The sequence below is a fragment of the Pandoraea horticolens genome, assembly GCF_902459555.1.
Classification (GTDB): domain Bacteria; phylum Pseudomonadota; class Gammaproteobacteria; order Burkholderiales; family Burkholderiaceae; genus Pandoraea; species Pandoraea horticolens.
In genome coordinates, this window is the sequence record NZ_CABPSM010000003.1 from 243,823 (window position 1) to 269,617 (window position 25,795).

Genomic DNA, 25,795 nt, shown 5'->3' on the forward strand with positions numbered 1-25,795 from the left:
TTATCCCTGTAAGTGCGAGAGCGGGTACATTGCCGCGACGCAGGCCGGACCCGTTTGCACGGGGAAGGGTCCGGTAGCAGGGAAACATTTCAAAACAAGGCCTGTGGGCCATCATTTTGAGATGTCTTCGGGCTGGAGCGCGGGAAGCGCGTCCCCAGTCCGGCGCCAACGGCGAGCGAATATGCCGTGTGCCCCGTCTGGCGGGCCGCGTCAGCCGCGTCGGCTGTACCGCTGTCCGATAGCATGCCATAAGTTCGGGGCGGGCCGACAGCGGTTCCTGTTGGGGTGGGTGAGGACTCGCGGCCGTTGTCTACCTCAGGGCGGTGCCTTACCCGAGCCGCGAGACCTCGTGTACAGAACCGACAATGGGCGTTCGCCCCCTCGGGCATCGTGAAAACCGCTTCGACGCAGTGTCGGGGCCGTGGCAATAAGCCATGCTTCTCTTTCCTGAGGAACGTACCACGATGAACGGCATACAGGCATCTCACTACCCGCCCGGCATGGGCAATATTGCGGCACCGACGCCTATCGTCCTCGATCCGGCGGCGGGACTTGCCAGCCCTGAAGGGATTCCGCTGGTGAGGGTTGCCAACGCTGGCGTTGGCAGTTTGATACATCCTTCGGTGATTCGTGACCCGCAAGCCGTGCCGATGCAACAAAACTTGAACAAGCAATTCATCAACGATTTCCTCGGCTCGTCGCCGGAACCCGAAGCCTCGCCGGGGACATCCTTCGGCCCGTACCTGCCGGGGCATGTCGACGCGGACAGCGTTAATGTGCTGCTGGCGCCATTGGCCGCCCCCACGAGCGGCGCGGGGCGAGGCGCGCAGCCGGTGCTGATCGCGTCCGCCGTGGAAACCCTTCATGTTTGCGCCAGCGCACAGAACGTCAATCCGCGGATCGTGTCAGTCGACAGCAGCAGTCATCCGGTCCGCATGCCCTACGGCCGCAGCGAGCGCGCGCAGATTTGCCGGGGTATCGTGTGCGGATCGTTACTCGGTACGGGGGGGCGCAACGGCACCGTGCCGTTCGATACCGGCCGTGACGACGTGACGGCCATCGTCGCGGATACCGCGCGGCGGTGGACGGGCCACCCGGCGCTGGCTGGCAAAAAAGAGTGGTCGAGAGCGTGTGACGAACTGGAGTCGCCTGCGACGTTCATCGCGAAGGTGTGCGAGCGCCTGCATCAGGGGGCTCGCGTTCTGCCCACGCGTGCCAGCACGGAATGGATGCTTCGCGTGGGATATGCCGACGGCCTGCCGATGCATCAGGCAATGGTGCGATCCGATTTGCCGCCCGCCGTCGCTTTGGGCTCGGACGACTGGGTTAAGCTCACCCTCGGCATCGAGCAACTCGGCGAGCGTCACTGGGAGATGCGCCACGTGGAAGTGATGGACGCGGCGGCGTTGCCCGCATCGAACACGAAGTCATTTACGGCGCTGGCAACGTCAATGTCGTCGAAGCCGCCGCACATCGCGACGCAGCGGCTGCGCAACCAACTCACCCTGCGCGGTTTGCCTACGGCGCCGGCCGACGGCACCACCGATGCGTCGGCGCAGCGGTAAGCGCCGCCGGCCAGGCACACGCCCGATCGTTAGGCGTCATCCATAAAAAAACGCGCCCGGTGTTACCTGGGCGCGTTGGCATTTCGCATGGACGATCAACTCAGGCGCGGGACAAACGAGTCATCAGACACATCGTGCGCCGAGGCGTCGCGTCAGGTGCGGCGATAGATCTCGGCGCCGCTCTTGACGAACTCGACGGCCTTGACCTCCATGCCCTGCTTGAGCGCCGCTTCGTCGGTAATGCCTTGCTTGGCGGCGTAATCGCGCACGTCTTGCGTGATCTTCATCGAGCAGAAGTGCGGTCCGCACATCGAGCAGAAGTGGGCCACCTTCGCGGAGTCTTTCGGCAGCGTTTCGTCGTGGAATTCGCGTGCCTTGTCCGGATCGAGGCCCAGATTGAACTGGTCTTCCCAACGGAATTCGAAACGTGCCTTCGACAGGGCGTTGTCGCGAATCTGCGAGCCGGGATGGCCCTTCGCCAGATCGGCGGCGTGCGCGGCGAGCTTGTACGTGATGATGCCTTCCTTCACGTCGTCCTTGTTCGGTAAGCCAAGGTGTTCCTTCGGCGTGACGTAGCACAGCATGGCGGTGCCATACCAGCCGATGGTCGCGGCACCGATGCCCGACGTGATGTGATCGTAGCCGGGAGCGATGTCCGTCGTCAGCGGTCCGAGCGTGTAGAACGGGGCTTCGTCGCAGTACTCGAGCTGGAGATCCATGTTCTCCTTGATGAGCTGCATCGGCACGTGGCCCGGGCCTTCGATCATGACCTGTACGTCGTGCTTCCAGGCGACTTGCGTGAGTTCACCCAGCGTCTTCAGTTCGGAGAGTTGCGCTTCGTCGTTGGCGTCGTAGATCGAGCCCGGACGCAGACCGTCGCCGAGCGAGAACGCGACGTCATACGCCTTCATGATTTCGCAGATCTCTTCGAAGTGCGTGTACAGGAAGCTCTCCTTGTGATGGGCGAGGCACCACTTGGCCATGATCGAACCGCCGCGGCTCACGATGCCGGTCATGCGGTTGGCGGTCATCGGCACATACGCGAGGCGCACACCGGCGTGAATCGTGAAGTAGTCCACGCCTTGCTCGGCCTGTTCGATGAGCGTGTCGCGGAACATTTCCCACGTCAATTCTTCGGCCTTGCCGTTCACCTTCTCGAGCGCCTGATAGATCGGCACCGTGCCGATGGGCACCGGGCTGTTGCGCAGAATCCATTCGCGCGTCTCGTGAATGTGCTTGCCGGTCGACAGATCCATTACCGTGTCGCCGCCCCAGCGGATCGCCCACGTCATCTTGTCGACTTCTTCGCCGATCGACGACGTCACGGCCGAGTTGCCGATGTTCGCGTTGATCTTCACGAGGAAGTTGCGGCCGATGATCATCGGCTCGGATTCCGGGTGGTTGATGTTGTTCGGGATGATGGCGCGGCCGCGGGCGATTTCGCTGCGCACGAACTCCGGCGTGATCTCTGCGGGAATGCTGGCGCCGAAATGTTGCCCCGGATGCTGGCGCGAGAGCAGCTTGGCCAGACGTTCGCCTTGCGGACCGGCGTTGCGCACGCTTTCGATGTATTCCTGACGGCGCAGGTTTTCGCGAATGGCGATGTATTCCATCTCGGGCGTGATGATGCCCTGACGCGCGTAGTGCATCTGCGTCACGTTCTTGCCGGCCTTGGCGCGGCGCGGCGTGCGATGCAGGCCGGGGAAGCGCAGGTCGGCGGTCGCGGCGTCGGCGGCGCGCTCACGGCCGAAGGTGGACGTGAGGCCCGGCAGCGCTTCGGTGTCGCCGCGCTCGTCGATCCAGGCGGCGCGCAGGGCGGGCAGGCCGGAGCGGATATCGATTTGCGCGTCGGGGTCGGTGTACGGACCGGAGGTGTCGTAGACGAAGATCGGCGGGTTCTTCTCGCCGCCAAAGCTCGTCGGCGTGTCGGATTGCGAGATTTCACGCATCGGAACACGGATGTCGGGGCGCGAGCCGGTGACGTAGATCTTTCGGGAATTCGGCAGCGGTGCGATCGCGGCTTCGTCCACGCGCGCGTTGGCTGAGAGGAATTTCGGATTGGCGTTCATGCAATGTCTCCTGGCGGGGCACGTGTTGACGCCGACAAATTCGGCGCAAAGCGGCTCAGGAGCATGAACGGGGGCGAGGAACTTCTACGCTCCCTGCGCTGGCATTATCCAGATCAGGTTCTAAGGGTATTTCTCACCCACAACTCACGTTGCAGGACCCCTGCGCTAGCTTTGCGGCAACGATACACCGACATGCCAGGCAAACACAAGCGCGGTGTGTCCCGAAAAGCGTGAACCACCGATGGTGCGATGCGACATGAGAATTGCCGATGCCAACCTCGGGGTGCGCTGCCTGCGTCAGGTGAGGGCGGGGGGCTTGTCGTCTTCGTCGAACGCGCGTGCGAGCCGTTGGGCGACATCCCCGGCCAGTGCTTCGGGCACGTTGGTAAAGCTCATCACGAGCGCGGGCGGCAACTGGCGGGCGAGGCTGAAGAACGACAGCGCGCCCGGTGCAATGCCGTGCCGGAACGCGGTGCGGCACAGTGCGCGATCATCGCGGTGCGGCGCCAGCCAGCCGAGCAGATGCATGCCGCCGGCTTGCTGTGCGAGTTCAATGCGTCCCGGCAGGTGTTCACGCAGCGCCTGCGCGAGCGCGGCGCGGCGTTCTCCGTAGAGCTGGCGCATGCGCTTGATGTGGCGGCTGAAATGTCCTTGCGTGATGAAGTCGGTGACGGTGGCCTGTTCGATCCAGCCCTGCGCCGGGGACGAGAGCGACGCGCTGGCGATGAACGCGTCGCACAGCGTAGGCGGCACGACCAGATAGCCCAGACGCAAGCCGGGAAACAGCACTTTGCTGAACGACCCGGCGTAGAGCACGCGTTCCCCGCCGTCCAGGCTCTTGAGCGCGGGCAACGGCGCGCCGGTGTAGCGGAATTCGCTGTCGTAGTCGTCCTCGACGATCCAGGCGTCATGCGCCTGAGCCCACGCCAGCAGAGCGAGGCGGCGCGCGAGCGGCAGCGTGACCGATAAGGGTGACTGATGCGAGGGAGTGACGACCGCGAGCCGGGCGTCGGGGGCGGCCCGCTCGCCCGCAGCGACGTCGAGTCCGTCATGATCGACGGCCACCGGCACCAGCGCGGCGCGGCTCATCCGAAGCGCCTCCTGCGCGCGGAAATAGCCCGGATCTTCACACCACACGGCATCGCCCGGACGCAGCAGCACGCGTGCGATCAACGCGAGGGCGCCCTGATACCCGGCGGTGACGATGATCTGTCCGGGTTCGCAATGAATGCCCCGTGCGATTGCCAGATAACCGGCAATGGCTTCGCGCAACGGTGCCCAGCCGATGGCGCTCTGATAGTGCAGCCCTTCGGGAGAAAGATGTCGTGCATGACGTGTCGCGAGCCGTGCCCACAATTTGCGCGGGAATTCGTCGAGGGCCGGCAGGCCGTTCTGCAACGGCAATGGCATACCGAAAGCGTTTAGCGGAATGCTGCTGGGGTTCTCTGGCTGCGCGTGGCTGGGCAACGGTGGCGAGTCGGATCTTTCGCCGGTGTCCGCTTCGGGACGGCTCGACCGGGCAGCGTTGGCTCGCGGCAGTATGGCTCTCGCGGCGGCCCCGAGACGCGTGCCATCCAACTGTGGATTGACGCGGCTGCCTGCGGCGCCGCGCCCCACGACGAAGCCCTCCGCAACCAGCCGTTCGTAAGCGGCTTCGACCGTGCCGCGTGCCACGCCGAGTTCACTTGCGAGCGCCCGCGTCGAGGGCAGCCGGCTCGATGGCGCGAGCTTGCCCGAGAGAATGCCGTCGCGGATGCGCTCGTAAAGCGCGCGGTAAGTGGGAACGCCGGAGGCCTGCGCGGCATCGGCCAGATGCAGGGCCGCGAGTGCGGCAGGGCTGGATTTTTCGGACATCGCGCAATGCCTCGCGTGGCTTGGGGCTGGATGGTGGCTTGATGGATAAGCCCACCGCGCGCCGTCGGCACCGGTTTCCGGTTGGGCTTGTGTTGGCCTACCGATTCTATTCGGTTTTGGCTCTTCTGGATGAGACAAGGTGTGCGTATCGTCTGGGGGGTGAATGCATCTTATGCGTGACGACGGCATACACCTGTTACCTCGGCATTTTCTGACCTGAAGGGAGAATCGACTCATGCAACGCCTGAACTTCATCAACGCTGCTCCGCGCCCGTACGAACATCTGGGCACGTTGAGCCACTATTTCCATGACTGCGGCTTGCCGGACGGGCTGGTCGAACTGGTCTGGCTTCGCGCGTCGCAACTCAACGGCTGCGCGTTCTGCATCGACATGCACGTGGCCGACGCCCTGAATATCGGCATCGACCCGCGTCGCTTGCATCTGCTTGTCGCCTGGCGCGAGACCGAGTTGTATTCGCCGGCCGAGCGTGCCGCGCTGGCCTGGACGGAAGCCGTCACCAATGTGCAGGACGGCCATGTGCCGGACGACGTTTTCGACGAGCTGCGCGCCCACTATGACAACAAGCAGATCGCCGATCTGACGTTCGCTGTCGCCACGATCAACGCGTGGAACCGGCTGGCGATTTCGTTCCGGTCGGCGCTGCCGAAGACGCCGCAGGGCGTGCGCTGAGGCTGCATGAATGACCGCGCGATTCTTGACGCAATGCGAAGCGAAGCGCCGTCTGACGCCAACGTCACTGTGCCAGACGCACTTCGCGCTGAAAATCGCGCGGCATGAGCCGCAGGGCGTCGCGGAAGAACCGCCGATCGGGGGGCGGCAGCATCGGCAGCACGTGGCCCAGCGATCGCGCGGCGTGCAACGCCTGAGGCGAATCGCCGTCCTGATGCAGCGCAAACCACAACATCTCGAACCACAGGTTGGCGAGCTGCAACGGCTCGAAGCGAACGCGTCCCTCTTCGTGATCGGCGAGCGTCGTGGCCACCACATCCGTCCATTGCGTGAAACCCTTGGCCCGGGAGAAGGGCGCACCGAACGGCTGCACGGCGTCGAGGAACGCGTCGACGGCGAGCGGTGTGCTCGCGCGCAAGGTCGCCAGATCGGGGTCGCGTCGCACCGGCACAGCGCCTCGCGCGATACGCAACAAAAAGACGGTATTCCAGACCGAGTTGCCGCCTACGCCGAAGCGGTCGCAGATCCATTCCGACAGACCGATCCAGCGCAGCGCCTGACGCTGCACGTCGGCGGCGGCGAGGCGTCTGCCGGGATCGATGAGCGCACCCTGCCAGAACAGCCACAACGACAGCCCGATGTTCGCCGCGACGTGCTGTGCGAGTTCGATGGAATCGGCTTCGAACGCTGCCTGCAAGGCGTCGGAGAATGCTGCCAGCGCATTGGCGGCCGACTGCGCCCGTGCGCGCATCGGACCGGGACGTGCGGCGTGCGACTTGTGCAGCAACGCTTGCAGATTCCGGCTCTCGAAGCGGATGCGCGGATTGTAGACGAGGCAGGGGGCGAGCGAGGCGTCGTCTCCGATGCGTTGCAGGTGCGCAAACGCGCCTGCCTCGTCGCGCAAGGCATACGCCTGCCACGCCTGCACGATCCAATGCATGGCGCGTAACGTGGGCGAGCCAGGCGGGTTCGCGCCAAAGGTCGCGGCGAGTGTGGCGAGCGTCTGTTTCGTGCGCGCCGCGTCGCCCATGCGGCGCCACACGATCGTCTCGGCGAGCAGGGCGATGCCGCGTTGCACGTCGTCGACGGCACACACCTGCGCCGCATGGAACGACGGGATCGCGCCCGTGCGCTGACGCCGCGCTGCGGCACCTTGCGAGGGTGCTTGCGGCGGCGCGAAGAACACGCCGTCCTGCATATCGCGCTTGCCAAGCGTCAGGTGATGCCAGAACGCGATGTCCTGCATGACGTAATCGAGCGCGGGCGACTGCGTATCCGCTACGGCATCTTGCGGCAGTCCGAGAAATGCGGCAATGGCACGACGCGGATCGCCGGGCGTCGTGTCTCCGATCGCCACAACGATGCGCGACATTTCATGCCGGGCCAGCCAGAACGGCCCTTTGCCCCGGCCGCGCGTCGGCAGCAGACGCACGTCGGCGAGCTGGTCGTCGCCCCAGCCCACAGCGACGCCCCAGCGGGCGAAGTCGGAGAACGCGCGGCTGACCAGCATGCGCAAATCACCTGCCTCACCCGACTGACCGAAACGGATTTTCAGCGACGCCAGCGAGACAGGCGACGTCTCGTAATGCGCCGCGTAATAGACCCGCATCAACAACCACAGGCTCTGGTAGCGCACGGGTTGCGCGTCGATCTTCTGAGGGGCGTCGAGGCGCACGACGAGCGCTGGTGCGTCGACGGTAGAGGGGGCGAGGTTTGGGGCAGGTGTGTCGGGCATGGCGTCGAGAGGTATCGAGTCGCACCGGGCAGCGGACGACATCCGCAGCATTTACGAAATCTTCTGATGGGCGCAGCGATGATACGGCGGTTACGTCGGTTACGGTAGCTTTGCTTTGCACCTGTTGAAACGCGCACTATCCTGCAAGCGCTTCCGGGGAGCCGGCGCCAGGCCAGCGCCACTGCCAACGTTCCTGCCATTCCCATGGCATCCCATGAATTAAGGATAACGAAATGAAAAAGCTGATCTCTCGCTGGCGACGCGGTGTATTCGGGCTGCGGCTCGTGCTCGCGGCGGTGTCTCCCATGGTGTTCGCTGCCCCGGTGCATGCGGCGGAGCCGGCGAAAGCCGCAACGGTGCGCATGACGGAGCGTGCCGACTGGGGCAAGCTTTTCGACGCGGAAGGTGTGAAGGGAACGATCGTGGTGCTCGATGGGCGCACGCAGACGTATCAGGCGTTCGACACGGCACGCGCCGAGCGGCGGATGTCGCCTGCGTCGACGTACAAGATATTCAACAGCTTGCTGGCGCTCGAGTCGGGCGCCCTCGACAACGAGCGAGAGATCATTCCTTGGGATGGCAAGCCTCGCCGGATGAAAAACTGGAATGCGGCCATGGATTTGCGCACGGCGTTTCGCGTGTCGTGCCTGCCGTGCTATCAGGTTGTCTCGCACAAGATTGCGCGTCAGTTCGCGCAGGCCAAGCTCAATGAGGCCGGTTACGGGAACCACACCATCGGACGCGCCGCCGACGCCTATTGGATCGACGACAGCCTCCAGATCTCGGCACGCGAACAGGTCGATGTCCTGCAACGTCTTGCGCGCGGAACGCTACCGTTCTCGGCGCGCTCACAGGACATCGTGCGTCAGATGTCGATTGTCGAAGCCAATCCCGACTACGTGTTGCACGGCAAGACCGGCTGGTTTGTCGACAAGAAGCCGGATATCGGCTGGTGGGTGGGTTGGATCGAGCGCGACGGCAACATCACGAGTGTGGCGTTGAACATCGATCTGAAGGACGACGCCGATGTGCCCAAGCGCGCGCGTATTGTGCGGGCCGTGCTGAAGAGTCTGCAGTTGATCTGAACGGGAAATCGCGCGGCGCGCGCCGGCTTGCGGCACATCCGCGCGATGGATGCGCTCTACAGCGCGCGTCCGTGTTTGAGTGCGGCAGCGATTTCCGCCACGTGACGGCCTTGCGTCTTCGCAATCTTCAGTTCGTTCTGGCTAGGCTGCCGCGAACCGTCGCCTGCGGCGAGCGTGGTCGCGCCGTAGGGAGTGCCGCCGGTAATTTCCGCCATATTGGTGAGGCCCGGCTCGGTGTACGGCACGCCGACGATGATCATGCCGTGGTGCAGCAGTGTGGAATGAAAGCTCGTGATCGTCGTTTCCTGACCGCCGTGCTGCGTTGCCGTGCTGGCAAATACGCTGCCGACCTTGCCGACGAGCGAGCCCTTGGCCCAGAGGCCGCCGGTCTGATCGAGGAAGTTGCGCATCTGCGCGGTCATGTTGCCGAAGCGGGTCGGCGTGCCGAAGATGATGGCGTCGTAATCGACAAGCTGATCGACACGGGCGACGGGCACGCTCGCGAACGCGGCACGCGCGGCTTTCGCGCCGCTCTTCTCGAGAACGTCGTCGGGTACCAGTTCAGGGACTTGCATCACGGTGACATCGGCGCCGGCGACGCTGCGTGCGCCTTCGGCGACCGCCTCGGCCATCTTGTAGATGTGCCCGTACATGCTATAGAACACCACCAGGATTTTGGCGTTGGCCATGGGAATCTCCTTTGGGGTCGAAAGACGCCGGCGCCGTGGGCGGTTCGCCTCGCGAGGCAAGCCATTCCATCATAGCCGACGCTCGTGACGAAACGTCGAATCCATCAGTCGCCAGACGCGTAACGAGACGATTTGCCGCAGTGAGAATGTCGTGGCGTTCTGGGGGGCTGGCGCCGAGACGAGCCGCTTAACGCAGACGCGAGCCGATGAGGCAGCCCAGGGCGAGTGCCGCCATCAGCACCGTGACGCTTGCCGACACGCCGCCCACCAGCGCGAGTCCGGTGGCGGCAAGACCATGCGCCAGTAACGCAGCAGGCACGATCAGCACGGCGCTCACGACACACCAGCGCATGACATAGCGCCACATGAAGCGGCTCACGATACGCATCCGTGCGTCGAGTTGATGCCGCTGCCAGAATGACAGATCGGCGGCCGCGTGAAAGAGCCACAGCGGGCTGAAGTATTTGATGAACAAGTCCATGACGTCACACAGGAAGCACAATGCCGGCAGGGCGCGGGCATGTCGTCGAGGCACGATGGCGAGGCAGATGCCGGATAGCACTGTCGCGCATCTGGAGGGAAGTCGACGCATGAAGATTGTAGCAGGCACTCACTCACTTCGCGGCGTCATCAGCGAATCGCACGTTCGTTTATCGTGCTGAATTTCGCGCAATGCTCACGAAAACTTCGACATCGCGCGGCATCTCCCATCGTGTCAGGGTTTGCTTGTCGTTTGGGTGGCAAGTGCGTGCGGCGTGTTGGTGGTGAATTGCTGGATCAACTCCCAGACGGACTGTGCGGCGGGGGAGAGGGTGCGGTTCTTGCGGCGCACGAGCATGATGGTGCGATCGAGTTGTGGCACAAGCGGCAGGGCGACCAGGCGTCCGCCGTTTTCCGGTAACCCTGGCATGGCCGGGAGCGCCAGGGCCGGCATGATGCTGATGCCGATGCCTGCTTCGACCATCCGGAAGACGGTGATGGCATGGCCGACTTCCTGCGCCACGTGACAATAGGCGCCATGTTCGGCCAGCGCCCGGTCGATCAATGGCCGGCTGCCCGACGCATAGTCGAGCAGCACCAGCTTCTCCCCATTGAGTTCCTTCCACGTCACTTGCGCCTGCTTTGCGAAGCGATGTGAGCGGTCGCATACCACGAGGAACGGTTCGACCATGATGGGCTCGCCGACGAGATCGTCCGTGCCTTCCGACGCCACGATGACGCCGAAATCGACCTCGCCGTGCCGCACGCTGTCGGTCGCGAGCGTCTGGACCTGATCGCGCAACATGAGCGTGATGTCCGGGTAGCGGGCCGCGCAGGCCGAGATGCACTCGGGCATCAGATTGGCGGAGATCGTGGGCGCGCTGGCCACGCGTACCCGTCCGCGACGCTCTTCGGCCAGACCGTGCGTATCGCGCAGGGCGCTCTCCAACTCGTCCAGCACCCGGGCGAGCGTTGCCGAGAGGCTAGCGCCCACTTCGGTTAGCGTGACCTCCCGCGTGGTGCGGTCCACCAGCTTGAGTCCGAGTTCTTGTTCCAATTCGCGGATACAGCGGCTCACGGCCGGCTGGGTGAGGCCGATGTCCTCGCCGGCCCGGCTGAAACTGCCGTGTTCGGCCACTGCGAGGAATACCTTGAGCTGGCGCAGTGAGATATTCATGCGTCTTTGGTATGAATGAATTTTTTAAATGAATTTGTATTTTAACTGCCCTTGCGTTCTAATACGTGAAAACCCGTATCGCGAGCGCACACTTCCGGTCACTTTCGATCGCCCGCCGATCGACTGACGACCTCGCTGGCGGCCGACACGCCGCCGCGTCCCGTGTCCTGGCGAACGGGCTTTGTTTTTTTGACGTATTCGAGATTGACGATGGCCAGACCGCGTTTCCTTCCCGACAATTTCACGTTGATGCTTGTGGCGACCGTTGGGCTCGCCAGCTTCCTGCCGGCACACGGCGAGGGCAAAGTTGCCTTCAACCTGCTCACCAACGTGGCAATTGCCGCATTGTTCTTCCTGCACGGCGCGAAGCTCTCGCGCGAAGCGGTGCTCGCCGGTGCGACGCACTGGCGCCTGCATCTGCTGGTGTTCGCCAGCACGTTCGTGATCTTCCCGATCGTCGGCGTGGCGCTCAAGCCAGTGCTTTCGTGGATGGTCACGCCGGAGTTGTATCTCGGCGTTCTCTTCCTGTGCACGCTGCCGGCCACGGTGCAGTCCGCCATTGCGTTTACCTCGATTGCCCGTGGCAACGTGCCCGCCGCGGTGTGCAGTGCCTCGGCGTCGAGCCTGTTCGGCATCTTCATCACGCCGGTGCTCGTCGGCCTGATCGTCATCCATCACGATGGTAATACCGGCGCGTCGCCGTTCGACTCGATCGGCAACATCATGCTGCAACTGCTGGTGCCGTTCATTGCGGGGCAACTCTCACGCAAGGCCATCGGCAAATGGGTCGAGCGCAATCGCGCGCTGCTCAAGGTCGTCGATCAAGGCTCGATTCTGCTGGTGGTCTACACGGCGTTCAGCGAGGCAGTGAACACAGGCCTGTGGCATCAGATTCCGCCGCTGGCGCTGCTCGGCCTGCTGGGCTGCTGCGCGGTGATTCTCGCCATCATGCTGGCCGTGACCACGTATTCCGCCCGCTGGCTCGGTTTTTCGCGCGAAGACGAGATCACCATTGTCTTTTGCGGCTCGAAGAAGAGTCTCGCGAGCGGTATTCCGATGGCCAAGGTGCTGTTCGCGACCGGCTCGCTTGGCGCGATTGTGTTGCCGCTCATGTTGTTCCATCAGATGCAATTGATGGTCTGCGCAGTGCTCGCGCAACGTTACGCTGATCGTCAGCGCGCGGCGCAGGCGGGCAAGCGCGTGAAGGCCGGGGCGGCCAAGCCGGCAGTTCCCGTTCCCGATGGCAAGCCCGACAGCAGCGCCAAGGCCGGGGCGGGCCACTGAGGGAGAATTCGCGGCAAAACGCGGCCCCGCATGCTGCCGAGGGCCCGCTGTCACACGTTGGTCGTGCGCAAGTGCTAGAATTGCGGTTGTTTCGCTTCTTGACGACCACCCTGGTCCGGCGGCGCCCGACGCATCTGTCCTTCGACAGGCCCCTCTCGCGCCAGCCCCGAGCATGGCGCGCAGCGCCCCTTGAATCTTCGCGAGTGAGCTTTGATGCGGAATCCTTCCGCGTGGCGGCCCCCGTTTTTTTAAAAGAGATGTCCCTTCATCATGGCTGATGTAAATGCTGTTCCGACCCCCGGCTTCGATAGCTTCGGGCTACATGCGGACATCTTGCGGGCCATCGCCGAGCAGGGCTACACCCAACCGACACCGATTCAGGCACAAGCCATTCCCGTCGTGCTGTCCGGGCGCGACGTCATGGGTGCCGCGCAAACGGGGACGGGCAAGACCGCCAGCTTCTCGCTGCCGATCATCCAGCGCCTGCTGCCCGAGGCCAACACGAGTGCGTCGCCTGCGCGACATCCGGTGCGTGCGCTGATCCTCACGCCGACACGCGAACTCGCCGATCAGGTCGCCGATAATGTGCGTGCCTATGCAATGCATACACCGCTGCGTAACACGGTGGTGTTCGGTGGCGTCGATATGAATCCGCAGAAGGATGCACTGCGACGCGGCGTCGAAATTCTGATCGCGACGCCGGGCCGCTTGCTCGATCACGTCGAACAGAAGACGGTGAATCTGAGCCAGGTCAGGATGCTCGTGCTCGACGAAGCCGACCGCATGCTGGACATGGGCTTCCTGCCGGATTTGCAGCGTATTCTGAATTTGCTCCCGAAACAGCGCCAGACACTGCTGTTCTCGGCCACGTTCTCGAACGACATCAAGAAGCTCGCGTCGAGCTATCTCTCGAATCCGGTCACTATCGAAGTCGCCCGTCGTAATGCAACGGCCGATAAGGTCGAGCAGGTCGTCTACGAAGTGGACGAAGACGACAAGCGCGCCGCGGTGGTGCAGATTCTGAACGAACGCGACCTCAAGCAGGTCATCGTGTTCGTCAACAGCAAGGTCGGTGCAAGCCGTTTGGCGCGCCAGTTGGAGCGAGAGGGTATCGTGACGGCCGCCATTCACGGCGACAAGTCGCAGAACGAGCGCATGCAAGCCCTCGAAGCGTTCAAGCAAGGCGGTATCCGCGCACTGGTGGCGACCGATGTCGCCGCGCGTGGGCTGGACATCACCGATCTGCCGGGGGTGATCAACTACGACCTGCCGTATAACCCGGAAGACTATGTGCACCGTATTGGTCGTACGGGCCGCGCGGGCGCATCGGGCGAGGCGATCTCGCTGTGCGCACCGGACGAGCGCAAGCAACTCGTGGAAATCGAGAAACTGATCAAGCGCGAACTCAAGCGCGGCGAACTGGTGATGGAGCGTCGCAGCCGTTCGCGTGATGATCGCAATGGCGATCGCTACGATCGCAGTGAGCGTACGGATCGCTCGGAGCGCAGCGATCGGAGCGAGCGTCATGGCCGTCACGATGGCCTGCGCGCTAGCCGTGGTGGCAATTCCGCGCCGCGTCGTGTCCGCCCGGAAGACGAATTTTTCTACAAGCCGTACGAGCCGTCGCCGTCGGCGATTGAGTCGCAACGCGACAGCCGCTCGTTGCAGGAATCCGTGGCGCCGACCGCTTTTGGCGCATTGCCTGAAAAGGCGCCGAAGCGCCAGGTGGCTGCCCTGCTCGCGGGTTTCCCTCGCAAGGCCGGCACCTGAGACTGACCTGCCGCGCCATGGTTGTGGTGCGTTGAAAGCGAAAAGCCAGCGTAATTGCGCTGGCTTTTTTCATATTCATGGCGCCAAGGGCGATATGTCCCCGTCCGAGGAACATTAGCCTGCCGAGACCTTCGCCAGATGCCCCGCGAGGAAATCCAGAAATGCATGCACCTTCCTGGAGTGGCGCCGGTTTGGCAGATAGGCTGCATGCACGCTGATGTGCTGGTCCTGCGGATTGATCTCGTAGTCCTCGAACAGTCGCTGCAGACGCCCCGCGCGCACATCTTCCTGCACCAGCCATTCGGCCAGCAGTGCAACGCCTAGATCATCCAGCACGGCCTCGCGCAGCATATCCGAGCTGTTGGCCGCCAAGCGCCCCTGAATTTCCACATGCTGAACCGTGCTGCCCTGCCGGAATGACCAACGCTGCGGCCCGGCCTGATAGGCGAAGCGCAGGCACTCGTGCGCGCTCAATTCCGCGGGCGAGGTCGGCATCCCGCGCTGCTCAAGATATCCATGACTGGCGACCACGTAGCGGTGATGCTCGGCCAGGTGGCGCACGATGAGGTGAGGCTGATTGGCCGGAGCGCCGATGCGCACCGCTACGTCGATGCGCTCGGCGGCCAGATCGACATAGGCATCCGACAGGACTAGATCCAGCGACACGCGCGGGTGTTCGCGCAGGAAGCCGGGAATGTGTGGCGCCAGGCACACGCGCGCGAACGTGACCGGCAGCGATACCCGCAGCGGGCCAACCGCTTCCCCTCCCGCATCCGACACGCTGCCGTCGGCCTCGTCAAGGTCGGACAGCACCTGTGAAACCTGCTCCAGATAGGCCGCGCCCGCATCGGTGAGCGTCACACGGCGCGTGGAGCGGGTCAGCAGCGCCGTGCCCAGCGACGCCTCCAGACCATCGATCAACCGGGTCACTGACGATGTAGCCACACCTAGCCGCCGCGCGGCTTTGGAGAAACCACCCGATTCCGCCACGTCCACGAAGGCGCGCAAAGCTTGCAGTTTGTTCATTTTCTATCTTTGCGTTTTTTGCAAATTCACGTTGCAAATTCAAAGAATTCTCATTGATCAGCGCAAAGCCTAATCTCACGACAATACCAACGCAAGGATTTTCACCATGCCGTCCGTCGAGATTCAAATCACCTACGACTTCATCTGCCCCTGGTGCTGGATCGGCCGCCGGCATCTGCAAGCGGCACTGGCGCAGATGCCGGACACAGCGTTCTCTATCCGCTACGTGCCCTATGAACTCAACCCCGGAATGCCGAAGGAAGGCGCCGACCGGAAGGCCTACCGTAGCGCCAAATTCGGCAGTTGGGCACGCTCTCAGGCGATGGATGCCGACGTGACCCTGGCCGGCCGGAGCGTGGGCGCCGCATTTCACTACGACCGCGTAACCATCACGCCAAACACGCGCCTGGCCCATCGACTGATGATCTATGCCGCCAGACGGGGCGACGCCGCCAAGACTGAGGCGCTTTTCGAATCCGTGTTCCACGCCTACTTCTCCGAGGGCCAGGACATCGGCAAGGCCGAAGTATTGGCCGCGTTGGCGGGCCAGGTTGGCTTTGATGCGAAGGAGGCTCGCGACTTCCTGGACTCACCGGCCGGGGAGCGCGAGGTCGTGGCAGCGGAACTGCAGGCGCAAGCTAACGGTGTGCGCTCGGTGCCCACCTTGCGTATCGGCAACACGTCCATCAGCGGCGCACAGCCTTCCTCGACCCTAATACAAGCGGTCCGGCAAGCCGCTGCACAAAGCGCCGTAGCACCTGCCGCTTGAGACGCCACCCGAGGGACCACCCACATGCCAGTCACGCTTTCCGATCGCAGTTCACCCCGCGCCATCATCATCGGCGGCTCCGTCGGCGGCCTGTTCACCGCCACGGCCTTGCAAGCCATCGGCTGGCAGGTCGATATCTTCGAGCGTTCCCCTCACGAGCTTGACAGCCGTGGCGGCGGCATCGTGCTGCAGGGCGACGTGCTGCGCGCGTTCCAGTTCGCGGGCGTTAAGACGCAGGGACAACTGGGCGTGCGCTCGGGTGACCGAATCTTTCTGGATCGTAGCGGCGAGGTGGTGCAGCGCACCTGGATGCCGCAGACGCAGACCTCGTGGAGCATGCTGTATGCCGCGATGAAGCGCCACTTGCCCGCCTCGGCTTATCACCATGGCGAGCAGTTCGTGCGTTTCGAGCAGGACGGCGAGCGCATTCGTGCCCACTTCGCCAACGGCCGCGTGGAGACGGGCGACTTGCTCATCGGTGCGGACGGCGCGCGCTCGGCTGTGCGGCAGCAAATACTGCCCGGTCTCTCCCCTCGTTATGCGGGCTACGTAGCGTGGCGCGGTCTGCTCGAAGAGGGGGCTCTGACCGGAGAGGCTGCGGACATGCTGCGCGGCAACTTCGCCTTCCAGCAAGGCCCGGATCACCTGCTGCTCGCTTACCTGGTGCCCGGCGAGGACGAGGCGACGGCACCCGGCCGGCGCCGCTGGAACTGGGTTTGGTACGTGAAGGTGCCGCAGGGCGATGCACTGTCGCGCCTGTTGACCGACCGGCACGGCGTGCGCCACGCGTTTTCCCTGCCGCCCGGCGCCGTGAAGGATGCCGATGTAGCCTGGCTGCATCAGCGATCACATGAACAGCTCGCGCCCCAGTTCCAGCAACTCGTCGCGGCCACGCCGGGTCCTTTCCTGCAGGCGATTCTTGATTTGCAGACTCCCCGCATGGTGCTGGGCCGGGCGGTCGTGCTGGGCGACGCGGCCTTCGTGCCCCGTCCGCATACCGCTGGCGGCACCGCGAAAGCCGCCGCCAATGCGGTGGCGCTGGCGACGGCGCTGCGTGACAGCACGGACACCGATGCCGCACTGGCGGCCTGGCAGGCGGCACAACTGAGCGAAGGCATCGCCATGACCGACTGGGGGGTGCGTATGGGCAACCAGATCATGCGCATCGCTGCGTCGGACACCGCGTCCACTGCACCTTTCCAGGAGTGAACACCATGTCTTGACTTGGGCGCGGTCCTGGCGGTGGCGTCGTTTGCTGCAATGGGTTCGGCACTGTTCCACTGTTCATTTCGCCGGGCACACAGCAGTAGCTGCCGGTCGCCTGCGCCATCGAGTTCGACCTGGGCTTCCAGGCCGTTCTGCCGAACTGGGTGCGCGGGCGGGGCTGACTGTGTACCTCACGGTATTCAACGGCACGATGACCGCTGGCAGCATGGACTGGCGCCTCGCGGCGCAGAAAATCGGTGTACCGTAGACCCTGGTGATCGGTGCCGTTGGCCTCGTGGTCGGTACCCGAACTGCCAGCACCCCACATCAAGGACTTACCATGACCACAGCCTCCACGTCCCCTTCGGTTCAGGACAACCCTGCGAAGCATCGCTTCGAGTACGTGTCGCAAGGCGAGCGTGCGGTTGCCATCTACTCGCTGGAGGGCAATGTCATCACCTTCGTCCACACTCTGGTGCCCGAGGCGCTACAGGGGCAGGGCATTGCGCACCAACTGGTGTTGGCGGGGCTGGCCTCCGCGCGAGAGCGTGGTCTGCGCGTCGTTCCGCAATGCCCTGTATTCGCGGCGTACATGCGCGCGCATCCCGAGACGCATGATTTACTGGCCGACGAAGGTCGTGCCTTGCTCGGTCTCTGAAGCGCGTCGCATCGGCCGTCGGAGAAGGCGCTATGGCCGTGGCTTTCATCCACCAGCACCTCGCAACCCTTTGAGGAGAATCGCCATGTCCCGTCACTGCACCCATACCGCCAGCATCCACCGCGTCACGCCCAGCGCACTGGGTTGCGAGGAGTGCCTGAAGTCCGGCAGTCCCTGGGTGCATTTGCGGCTGTGCCGTACCTGCGGCCACGTGGGGTGTTGCGACGACTCGCCCAACCGCCACGCCAGTGCGCACTACCACGAGACCGGCCACCCTATCATCGAGGGCTATGACCCACCCGAGGGGTGGGGCTGGTGCTACGTTGACCGCGTCATGCTGGATCTGGGTGACGACACCACGCCACAGAATGGGCCTATCCCGCGTTTCGTCTGAACGACCCGAAGAGATTTCATGCACCCTGAAGAAGGCACACCGTCCGTCGAGCCACGCGACCCCTCGCTGCGCAAGGCCTCGCTCGACGACCTGTCGGCCCGCAGCCTGCCGCACCCCGAGAGCGTGACGGCAGTCATCCAGCACCATGTGCGCCCCGAGGCCGTCGCAGCCTACGAGCAGTGGCTGAAGCGCGTCGTGCCCATCGCGGAGCGCTTCCCGGGGCACCGCGGCGTGCTCGTCATCCGTCCCGCGCCCGGCTCTACGCTCTACACCGTGACCCTGCGCTTCGACTCGCTGCCGCATGCGGAGGACTGGTTCCAGTCGGCTGCGCGGCAGACGTTGCTGGGCGAGGTGATGCCCTTGCTGTCGCGCGATGAGCAGCGCCAGACGGTGACGGGGCTGGAGTTCTGGTTCCACCCGGAGCCGGGGCAGAAGCCAGCCAAGCGCTACAAGCAGTTCCTGCTGACGCTGTCAGTGATCTTCCCGCTCACGATGCTGGTACCCGTTCCGGTTCGCTGGCTGGCGCAATGGTGGCCCTGGCTCGGCAATACCTTCCTGGAACACTTGGCGGTGGCCGCCGCTGTGGTGGGACTGATGACCTATGTCCTCATGCCGCGCATCACTCGGCTGGTTGCGCGCTGGCTGTATGAATGAAGCGGGACGCATTGTTGCACCAACGACCTGGCCCGCCGGCATTTTTCATTGGGAGAGCGCAATGGCGAAGGGCAGGGTTTCAGCGCCTGTGCTGCTCGCGCCACGCCAGTGTTGCAGCCGCGAAGAAGGCTTCGCGGTGAGAGACGTTGGCGAGCGACGCCGGTAAGCCGAGATGCGTGGCGGCGTCCTTGAGGGCGGCGAGCACGGCGTCAGGCGTATCCAGGACGAGCGGCGCTGCGCCGTTCTGCTTGCTCAGTTTCTCGCCGTCGTCGGCCATGACCAGCGGTACGTGCAGATAGCGCGGCGTCGGCGCACCGAGGCAGGTTTGCAGATAGATCTGACGTGCCGTCGAGTCCAGCAAATCTTCGCCACGCACGATATCGGTGATGCCTTGCGCCTGATCGTCGACGACCACGGCCAATTGGTACGCCCACTGACCGTCGGCGCGCTTGAGCACGAAGTCGCCGACCTCCGTTGCCAGATCCTGCGTTTGCGTGCCCATCCGGCGATCTTCGAAGCGTATGCGGGCCGCGTCGCCGTCCGGCACCCGCAGACGCCACGCGCGCGCCGTCTTGCCGTGCAGGCCGTTGCGGCAGGTGCCCGGATAGGCGAGCGTGCTGTGACGGGCATGCACGCGCGTGAGCGAGTCGGCGATTTCGCGTCGCGTGCAACCGCAGGGATATACCAGTCCGCGAGCCGTGAGCGAGGCGAGCGCCTGTTCGTACAGGGCGTGCCGCTGGCTTTGCCAGACGACGGGCTCATCCGAATGCAGGCCCAGACGCGTCAGGGTGGCGAGAATCTCTTCGGCCGCGCCCGGCACGCATCGCGGTTCGTCCAGGTCTTCCATGCGAACGATCCAGACACCGTCATGCGCACGGGCGTCCAGCCAACTGGCCAGCGCGGTAACGAGCGAGCCGCGATGTAGCGGCCCGGTCGGGGAGGGTGCGAAACGCCCCCGATAGCGGGGGGCAGCGCTGGCGGCGGGCGGCGTGGCGTCGTGCGCCGAAGCGTGGGCCACCGGCGTGCTCAGGCAGGCGTGGCGGCGGGAATGGTGCTTTCCGGCGCGTTGGCGGCGGGCCGGCCGCCAACGCACGCGGGGCAATGCTCGCCTTCGACGTAATCGGGGCCTTGCTGATCCGCGGCTGTCACCACGGCACGGCAGGCGAAGCACTGCTTGGTCGTCGATGGCGCGAGTTCGGGGGTGAGTGCCGTGCGATAGTCGAACACGAAGCAGTCGCCCTGATAGTGCGCACCGCCCACGTCCTCGAAGTACTTGAGAATGCCGCCGTCGAGCTGATACGTGTGTTCAAACCCGATATCGCGCATATAGATCGCTGCCTTCTCGCAACGAATGCCGCCGGTGCAGAACGACACGATGGTCTTGCCCTCGAAGTCTTCGCGGTGTGCTGCGATGACGTCGGGGAATTCCGAGAATTTCGTCAGACGATAGTCGATGGCATTGTCGAACGTGCCGACATCGATCTCGAAGTCATTGCGCGTGTCGAGCATCACGACCGGGCGGCCTTCGTCGTCCTGGCCGGCGTCGAGCCAGCGTTTGAGCGTGGCAGGGTCGACACCGGGCGCACGGCCGTCTGCCGGCTTGATGACCGGCATCTTCATCGTGATGATCTCCTTCTTCTGGCGCACCAGCATCCGGCGGAACGGCTGCGTTTCCGAGATGCTCTCCTTGACCGTGAGATCGGCAAACCGGGCGTCGGCGCGCAAACCGGCGAGGAAGGCGTCGATAGCCTCGCGCGAGCCCGCCAGAAACAGGTTGATGCCCTCGGGGGCGAGGAGGATGGTGCCCTTCAGGTCGAGCGCCTGACAGTGTTCGAGCAGGGCCGGACGCAGGGTCGCGATGTCGTCGAGCGTGACGAACTTGTACGCAGCGATATTGACGATAGACATGGCAACAAGATTTCGCAAAAGCGTGAAGCAATAAAACGCCATTATCGCCGATTCGGCCCCGAAGCACTTTGATTTGACACCGGATTTCGCCAAATCGGACGGTATCCGAGGCCCGACATGGAAAAATTCCTAGTGCCTGCACGGTGGTATCCGAAATGCGGGGAAACGCCGGACGTTTCGTGAAGCGAGGCCCGCTATGCGGGGGCGGCGCGTTACAATACCGCCCATGTCAGAACCTCGCTTCGTCCACCTCCGTCTCCATTCCGAATACTCGATCGCCGATGGCATCGTGCGGCTCGACGACGTCGTCAAGGCCGCCGCCAAGGACGGTCAGGGCGCGCTCGCGCTGACCGACCTCGCGAACATGTTCGGCGCCATCCGTTTCTACAAGGAAGCCCGCGGCAAAGGCGTCAAGCCGATCATCGGCTGCGACGCCTGGATCACGAATCCGGCCGATCGCGACAAGCCGTCGCGACTGTTGCTCCTTGCGCGCGACAAGGAGGGCTATCTGAACCTGTGTCAGTTGCTGTCCAAGGCGTGGCTCGGCAATCAGTGGCGCGGTCGGGCGGAGATCGAGCCGTCGTGGCTTCAGGCCGACGGGCTCGCGCGCGGTCTGCTGGCGCTCTCCGGCGCGCAGATGGGCGATATCGGCGCCGCGCTGGCGGCGGGCAATCCCGAACTGGCGCTGCAATGCGCGAAGCACTGGGCGAGTGTGTTCCCGGGCGCGTTCTACATCGAGTTGCAGCGCACCGGTCAGGCGGGCATGGAAACCTACGTGCAGCAGGCCGTGCAATTGGCGGCGAAAGCCGGGCTGCCCGTCGTCGCCACGCATCCGATCCAGTTCATGACGGCCGACGATTTCACCGCGCACGAAGCACGCGTGTGTATTTCGGAAGGTGAGATGCTGGGCAACGCGCGCCGTGTGCGCCGTTTCACGCAGGATCAGAGTTTCCGGACGCAGGACGACATGCTCGCCGCGTTCGAGGATGTGCCCTCCGCGCTGGCCAATACGGTCGAGATCGCCAAGCGCTGCAACCTGACGCTTGAACTCGGCAAGCCGAAGCTGCCGCTCTTCCCCACGCCGGACGGCATGTCGCTCGACGACTACCTCGTGCATCTGTCCAAGGAGGGGCTCGAGACGCGTCTCGCGCAGTTGTTCCCCGACGAGGCGGAGCGCGACAAGCAGCGTCCCGATTATTACAAGCGGCTCGACTTCGAGACCGGCACGATCATCAAGATGGGCTTCCCCGGCTACTTCCTGATCGTGGCCGACTTCATTCAGTGGGCGAAGAACAACGGTGTGCCCGTTGGCCCGGGCCGCGGTTCGGGCGCCGGTTCGCTGGTCGCTTACGCGTTGGGCATCACCGACCTCGATCCGCTCAAGTACAACCTGCTGTTCGAGCGCTTCCTGAATCCGGAACGCGTCTCGATGCCCGACTTCGATATCGACTTCTGTCAGGACGGGCGCGATCGCGTCATTCAGTACGTCAAGGAAAAGTACGGGGCGGACGCCGTCTCCCAGATCGCGACTTTCGGCTCGATGGCCGCCAAGGCGGCGGTGCGCGACGTCGGCCGTGTGCTCGATCTGGGCTACAACTTCGTCGACGGCATCTCCAAGCTGATCCCGTTCAAACCGGGCAAGCACGTCACCATCGACGATGCGCTCAAGGAGGAGCCGCAACTCGCCGAGCGCTTTCAGACAGAAGACGAAGTCAAGCAATTGATCGAGTTGGCGCAGCGCGTAGAGGGCCTCACGCGTAACGTCGGTATGCACGCGGGGGGCGTGTTGATCGCGCCGGGCAAGCTGACGGATTTTTGCCCGCTGTACACGCAGGGCAGCGGCGAAGACGCCAGCGGCGTGGTGAGCCAGTACGACAAGGACGATGTGGAAGCCGTCGGCCTTGTGAAGTTCGACTTCTTGGGGCTGACAACGCTCACGATCCTGAACTGGGCCGAGCGCTACATCAAACGCCTGCATCCAGAGATGGCTGACTGGTCGCTCGATCAGGTCTCGCTCACCGACCCCGCAGCGTTCAGCATCCTCAAGAAAGCCAACACGGTGGCCGTGTTCCAGTTGGAAAGCCGCGGCATGCAGGGCATGTTGAAGGACGCCCAGCCTGACCGGTTCGAGGACATCATTGCGCTGGTGGCGTTGTATCGACCCGGCCCGATGGACCTGATCCCGAGCTTCTGCGCCCGTAAGCATGGCCGCGAGAAGGTGGAATACCCGGATCCGCGCGTCGAGCCGGTGCTCCAGGAGACCTACGGCATCATGGTCTATCAGGAGCAGGTGATGCAGATGGCGCAGATCATCGGCGGTTACTCGCTCGGTGGCGCTGACCTGTTGCGTCGCGCGATGGGTAAGAAGAAGGCCGAGGAGATGGCCGAGCACCGCGAGATTTTCGCGAAGGGGGCGGCTGAGAATGGCCTCACGCGCGAAAAATCGGACGAAATCTTCGACTTGATGGAGAAGTTCGCGGGCTACGGCTTCAACAAGTCGCACGCGGCCGCATACGCACTTCTCGCGTACTACACCGCCTGGCTCAAGGCGCACCATCCTGCCGAATTCATGGCCGCCAACATGAGCTTGGCCATGGACGACACGGACAAGGTCAAGATTCTCTACGAAGACTGTCTGTCCAGTGTCAATGGGCTGGGTGTGCTGCCGCCGGACGTCAACGTATCCGCTTATCGCTTCGAGCCGGCCGATTCGAAGACCGTGCGCTATGGTCTGGGCGCCATCAAGGGCAGCGGTCAGTCGGCGATCGAAGAAATTCTGCGTGCCCGCGAAGGCAAGCCGTTCACCGATTTGTTCGACTTCTGCGCGCGGATCGACCGCCGCGTAGTGAATCGCCGCACGATCGAGGCGTTGATTCGCGCCGGTGCCTTCGACAGCATTCACGAGAATCGTGCGCAGTTGATGGCCTCGGTGCCGATGGCGATGGAAGCCGCCGAACAAGCGAGTGCTGCTGCCAATCAGGTGAGCCTGTTCGATCTCGGCGACGAAAGCCTGCAAGCGCCGCTGGAGTTGGCGGATGAACCGGCGTGGACCGACAAGCGCAAGCTGCAGGAAGAGAAGCAGGCGCTCGGTTTCTATCTGTCGGGCCACATGTTCGATTCGTACTCGGACGAAGTGCGCCGCTTCGTGCGCACGCGTATCCGCGATCTCTCCGAGGGGCGCGACAGGCTTGTCGCAGGGGTGATTTCGAGCCTGCGCACGATGATGACCCAGCGCGGCAAGATGCTGATCGTCCAACTCGACGATGGCACGGGCACGCTCGAAGTGACGATCTTCAACGAACAGTTCGAGGCGAACAAGCACCTCTTCAAGGAAGACGAACTGCTGATCGTGCAGGGCAATGCACGCCCCGACAGCTTTACGGGCGGCTTGCGTTTCACCACCGAAAGTCTGATGGACCTCGGCCGTGCCCGTGCGCGCTTCGCTCGCGCGCTCAAACTGTCGTTCAACGGTAATGCAGACTGGACGCGCCTGCGCGCCACCCTGCAACCTCACTGCACGATGTACCGCGTGGCGGCTACCGCGAGTTCGGGGGGGGGCGGCTTCAATGGCGGAGGTGGCTTCAACGGTGGCAGTGGAGGGGGAGGGGGCTTCGGTCGCCGCAATGGCAACGGTAATGGCAACGGCGACGATGACAAGCAAGGCGGCTTGCCGGTGCACATCGTGTACCGCCGACCGGACGCCGAATGCGAGTCACGGTTGGGCGACGACTGGAAAGTACAGCCGGGCGACGAATTGCTTGGCGAACTTCGCCAGTGGCTGACACCCGACTCGGTACAGATCATCTATTGATAGCGGGCAGCGTGGCCCGGCGTCGGATGACACTGCCGCAATGCTGTCTGCTATTCGGTACAACAAGGAAATCCGGATGTTCTCCATCATCGTTCCGACGTGGAACAACCTCGCGTTGCTGCAGCTATGCGTGCGCAGCATTCGCCAGAATTCGCGCCATCAGCATCAGATCATCGTCCACGTGAACGATGGGTCGGACGGCTCGCTCGAGTGGGTGCGGGCCGAGGGGATCGAGCATACGGCGTCGCCGGACAACATCGGTATCTGCTACGCCGTGAATCAGGCGGCGGCGCTCGCGCGCGAGAAGTACATTGTCTATCTGAACGACGATATGTACTGCTGCCCCGGTTGGGACAGTGCGCTCGTCGAGCGAGCCGAAGCCATGCCCGATAAGGCTTTCATGCTCTCAGGCACTATGATCGAGCCGGTCGACACCCACAATCCGTGTGTGCTCGTGCACGACTTCGGTCGTGACGTCGATACCTTCGACGAAGCGGGGTTGCTCGCTGCGTTGCCGACCTACGCCAAGCCCGACTGGTTTGGCGCTACCTGGCCGCCGACGCTCGTGCATCGTGACTGGTGGTTCCTCGTCGGTGGCTACAGCACCGAGCTGAGTCCAGGCATGAGCAGCGACAACGATTTCTCGATGAAGATGTGGGCCGCAGGGGCACGCCGATTTGTTGGCGTAGGCGCGAGCCTTGTCTACCACTTCCAATGCAAGAGCACAGGCAAGGTTGTGAAGAACGACGGTCGCACGCAATTCCTGCGCAAGTGGGGCATGACGCAGTCCATCTTCGATCGCTACTATCTGCGTCGCGGCAAGCCAGCGCCGGCAGGCAGCGACGGACGTCTGCCCGAGCCCGTCGATGACGGCAAGCTGCGTTGGGAGCTGTTCCGATCGCGCGTGAAGCGTGCGCTCGCGAAGTAACGTCGAAAGTGTCGATGTGGAAAAAAACGGACGCCATGTGCG

Annotated in this window: 21 protein-coding genes, 1 pseudogene and 1 riboswitch; of the genes and pseudogenes, 13 read left to right on the forward strand and 9 right to left on the reverse strand. The window is 63.8% G+C overall.

The features are described from left to right. Positions 1 to 434 precede the first annotated feature (434 nt). Positions 435 to 1,565 (forward strand): hypothetical protein, encoded by a 1,131-nt coding sequence (locus PHO31112_RS07755; RefSeq protein WP_150619970.1) that lies wholly within the window; start codon positions 435 to 437, stop codon positions 1,563 to 1,565. 152 nt (positions 1,566 to 1,717) lie between these two features. Here the strand turns inward: PHO31112_RS07755 and thiC are convergent, their stop codons facing one another. Together thiC and pdxR are read right to left on the reverse strand one after the other, a co-directional pair. Then, the gene (thiC, locus tag PHO31112_RS07760) at positions 1,718 to 3,634 is read right to left on the reverse strand and encodes a phosphomethylpyrimidine synthase ThiC (protein WP_150619971.1); all 1,917 of its coding nucleotides are present in this window, start codon (positions 3,632 to 3,634) and stop codon (positions 1,718 to 1,720) included. Between the two features lie 73 nt (positions 3,635 to 3,707). After that, a riboswitch (TPP riboswitch) is annotated at positions 3,708 to 3,806 on the reverse strand. A gap of 125 nt (positions 3,807 to 3,931) precedes the next feature. After that, on the reverse strand, positions 3,932 to 5,488 hold the full coding sequence (gene pdxR / locus PHO31112_RS07765; protein WP_150619972.1) for a MocR-like pyridoxine biosynthesis transcription factor PdxR: 1,557 nt from the start codon (positions 5,486 to 5,488) through the stop codon (positions 3,932 to 3,934). A gap of 235 nt (positions 5,489 to 5,723) precedes the next feature. Between pdxR and PHO31112_RS07770 the strand changes: the two genes are divergently transcribed. Continuing rightward, a complete protein-coding gene (locus PHO31112_RS07770) occupies positions 5,724 to 6,179 on the forward strand; it encodes a carboxymuconolactone decarboxylase family protein (RefSeq protein WP_150619973.1) in 456 nt (151 codons plus the stop codon). Positions 6,180 to 6,243: 64 nt separating this feature from the next. Here the strand turns inward: PHO31112_RS07770 and PHO31112_RS07775 are convergent, their stop codons facing one another. After that, complete coding sequence (locus tag PHO31112_RS07775) at positions 6,244 to 7,914, reverse strand: hypothetical protein (RefSeq protein ID WP_217427015.1); 1,671 nt, start codon at positions 7,912 to 7,914, stop codon at positions 6,244 to 6,246. Positions 7,915 to 8,147: 233 nt separating this feature from the next. Here PHO31112_RS07775 and blaOXA point away from each other — a divergent pair, with 233 nt between their 5' ends. Continuing rightward, the gene (gene blaOXA, locus PHO31112_RS07780) at positions 8,148 to 8,999 is read left to right on the forward strand and encodes an OXA-62 family carbapenem-hydrolyzing class D beta-lactamase (protein WP_150619975.1); all 852 of its coding nucleotides are present in this window, start codon (positions 8,148 to 8,150) and stop codon (positions 8,997 to 8,999) included. A 56-nt stretch (positions 9,000 to 9,055) separates the two neighbouring features. Here blaOXA and wrbA read toward each other — a convergent pair whose 3' ends face one another. The 3 genes from wrbA to PHO31112_RS07795 all read right to left on the reverse strand — a co-directional run bounded on the left by wrbA (position 9,056) and on the right by PHO31112_RS07795 (position 11,345). After that, positions 9,056 to 9,688, reverse strand: a complete 633-nt coding sequence (gene wrbA, locus PHO31112_RS07785; RefSeq protein ID WP_150619976.1) for an NAD(P)H:quinone oxidoreductase — start codon at positions 9,686 to 9,688, stop codon at positions 9,056 to 9,058. Positions 9,689 to 9,875: 187 nt separating this feature from the next. After that, a complete protein-coding gene (locus PHO31112_RS07790) occupies positions 9,876 to 10,169 on the reverse strand; it encodes a hypothetical protein (protein ID WP_150619977.1) in 294 nt (97 codons plus the stop codon). A 234-nt stretch (positions 10,170 to 10,403) separates the two neighbouring features. Next, a complete protein-coding gene (locus PHO31112_RS07795) occupies positions 10,404 to 11,345 on the reverse strand; it encodes a LysR family transcriptional regulator (protein ID WP_150619978.1) in 942 nt (313 codons plus the stop codon). A gap of 210 nt (positions 11,346 to 11,555) precedes the next feature. Here PHO31112_RS07795 and PHO31112_RS07800 point away from each other — a divergent pair, with 210 nt between their 5' ends. Further along, positions 11,556 to 12,629, forward strand: coding sequence for a bile acid:sodium symporter family protein (locus tag PHO31112_RS07800; protein ID WP_150619979.1), 1,074 nt, complete (start codon positions 11,556 to 11,558; stop codon positions 12,627 to 12,629). Positions 12,630 to 12,899: 270 nt separating this feature from the next. Further along, positions 12,900 to 14,399 carry a DEAD/DEAH box helicase gene (locus tag PHO31112_RS07805; RefSeq protein ID WP_150619980.1) on the forward strand — a complete coding sequence of 500 codons (1,500 nt, stop codon included), beginning with the start codon at positions 12,900 to 12,902 and terminating at the stop codon, positions 14,397 to 14,399. Between the two features lie 114 nt (positions 14,400 to 14,513). Here PHO31112_RS07805 and PHO31112_RS07810 read toward each other — a convergent pair whose 3' ends face one another. Beyond that, a complete protein-coding gene (locus PHO31112_RS07810) occupies positions 14,514 to 15,425 on the reverse strand; it encodes a LysR family transcriptional regulator (RefSeq protein ID WP_150619981.1) in 912 nt (303 codons plus the stop codon). 106 nt (positions 15,426 to 15,531) lie between these two features. Here PHO31112_RS07810 and PHO31112_RS07815 point away from each other — a divergent pair, with 106 nt between their 5' ends. From PHO31112_RS07815 to PHO31112_RS07835, 6 genes and pseudogenes are all read left to right on the forward strand, one after another. Further along, a complete protein-coding gene (locus PHO31112_RS07815; protein ID WP_150619982.1) occupies positions 15,532 to 16,194 on the forward strand; it encodes a DsbA family oxidoreductase in 663 nt (220 codons plus the stop codon). A 24-nt stretch (positions 16,195 to 16,218) separates the two neighbouring features. Next, on the forward strand, positions 16,219 to 17,403 hold the full coding sequence (locus tag PHO31112_RS07820; RefSeq protein ID WP_150619983.1) for an FAD binding domain-containing protein: 1,185 nt from the start codon (positions 16,219 to 16,221) through the stop codon (positions 17,401 to 17,403). 140 nt (positions 17,404 to 17,543) lie between these two features. Further along, positions 17,544 to 17,665, forward strand: a pseudogene (locus PHO31112_RS27505) (MFS transporter); the annotation flags it as partial. A 75-nt stretch (positions 17,666 to 17,740) separates the two neighbouring features. Beyond that, the gene (locus tag PHO31112_RS07825; RefSeq protein ID WP_150619984.1) at positions 17,741 to 18,058 is read left to right on the forward strand and encodes a GNAT family N-acetyltransferase; all 318 of its coding nucleotides are present in this window, start codon (positions 17,741 to 17,743) and stop codon (positions 18,056 to 18,058) included. Between the two features lie 85 nt (positions 18,059 to 18,143). Beyond that, positions 18,144 to 18,452, forward strand: a complete 309-nt coding sequence (locus PHO31112_RS07830; RefSeq protein ID WP_150619985.1) for a UBP-type zinc finger domain-containing protein — start codon at positions 18,144 to 18,146, stop codon at positions 18,450 to 18,452. A gap of 18 nt (positions 18,453 to 18,470) precedes the next feature. Then, complete coding sequence (locus PHO31112_RS07835) at positions 18,471 to 19,106, forward strand: antibiotic biosynthesis monooxygenase (RefSeq protein ID WP_150619986.1); 636 nt, start codon at positions 18,471 to 18,473, stop codon at positions 19,104 to 19,106. Positions 19,107 to 19,185: 79 nt separating this feature from the next. Here PHO31112_RS07835 and gluQRS read toward each other — a convergent pair whose 3' ends face one another. Continuing rightward, complete coding sequence (gene gluQRS / locus PHO31112_RS07840) at positions 19,186 to 20,124, reverse strand: tRNA glutamyl-Q(34) synthetase GluQRS (protein ID WP_150619987.1); 939 nt, start codon at positions 20,122 to 20,124, stop codon at positions 19,186 to 19,188. An 8-nt stretch (positions 20,125 to 20,132) separates the two neighbouring features. After that, the gene (locus PHO31112_RS07845; RefSeq protein WP_150619988.1) at positions 20,133 to 21,014 is read right to left on the reverse strand and encodes a sulfurtransferase; all 882 of its coding nucleotides are present in this window, start codon (positions 21,012 to 21,014) and stop codon (positions 20,133 to 20,135) included. A 217-nt stretch (positions 21,015 to 21,231) separates the two neighbouring features. Between PHO31112_RS07845 and dnaE the strand changes: the two genes are divergently transcribed. Together dnaE and PHO31112_RS07855 are read left to right on the forward strand one after the other, a co-directional pair. Beyond that, positions 21,232 to 24,825 carry a DNA polymerase III subunit alpha gene (gene dnaE / locus PHO31112_RS07850; RefSeq protein ID WP_150620110.1) on the forward strand — a complete coding sequence of 1,198 codons (3,594 nt, stop codon included), beginning with the start codon at positions 21,232 to 21,234 and terminating at the stop codon, positions 24,823 to 24,825. Between the two features lie 76 nt (positions 24,826 to 24,901). After that, a complete protein-coding gene (locus PHO31112_RS07855; RefSeq protein ID WP_150620111.1) occupies positions 24,902 to 25,753 on the forward strand; it encodes a glycosyltransferase family 2 protein in 852 nt (283 codons plus the stop codon). Positions 25,754 to 25,795 lie beyond the last annotated feature (42 nt).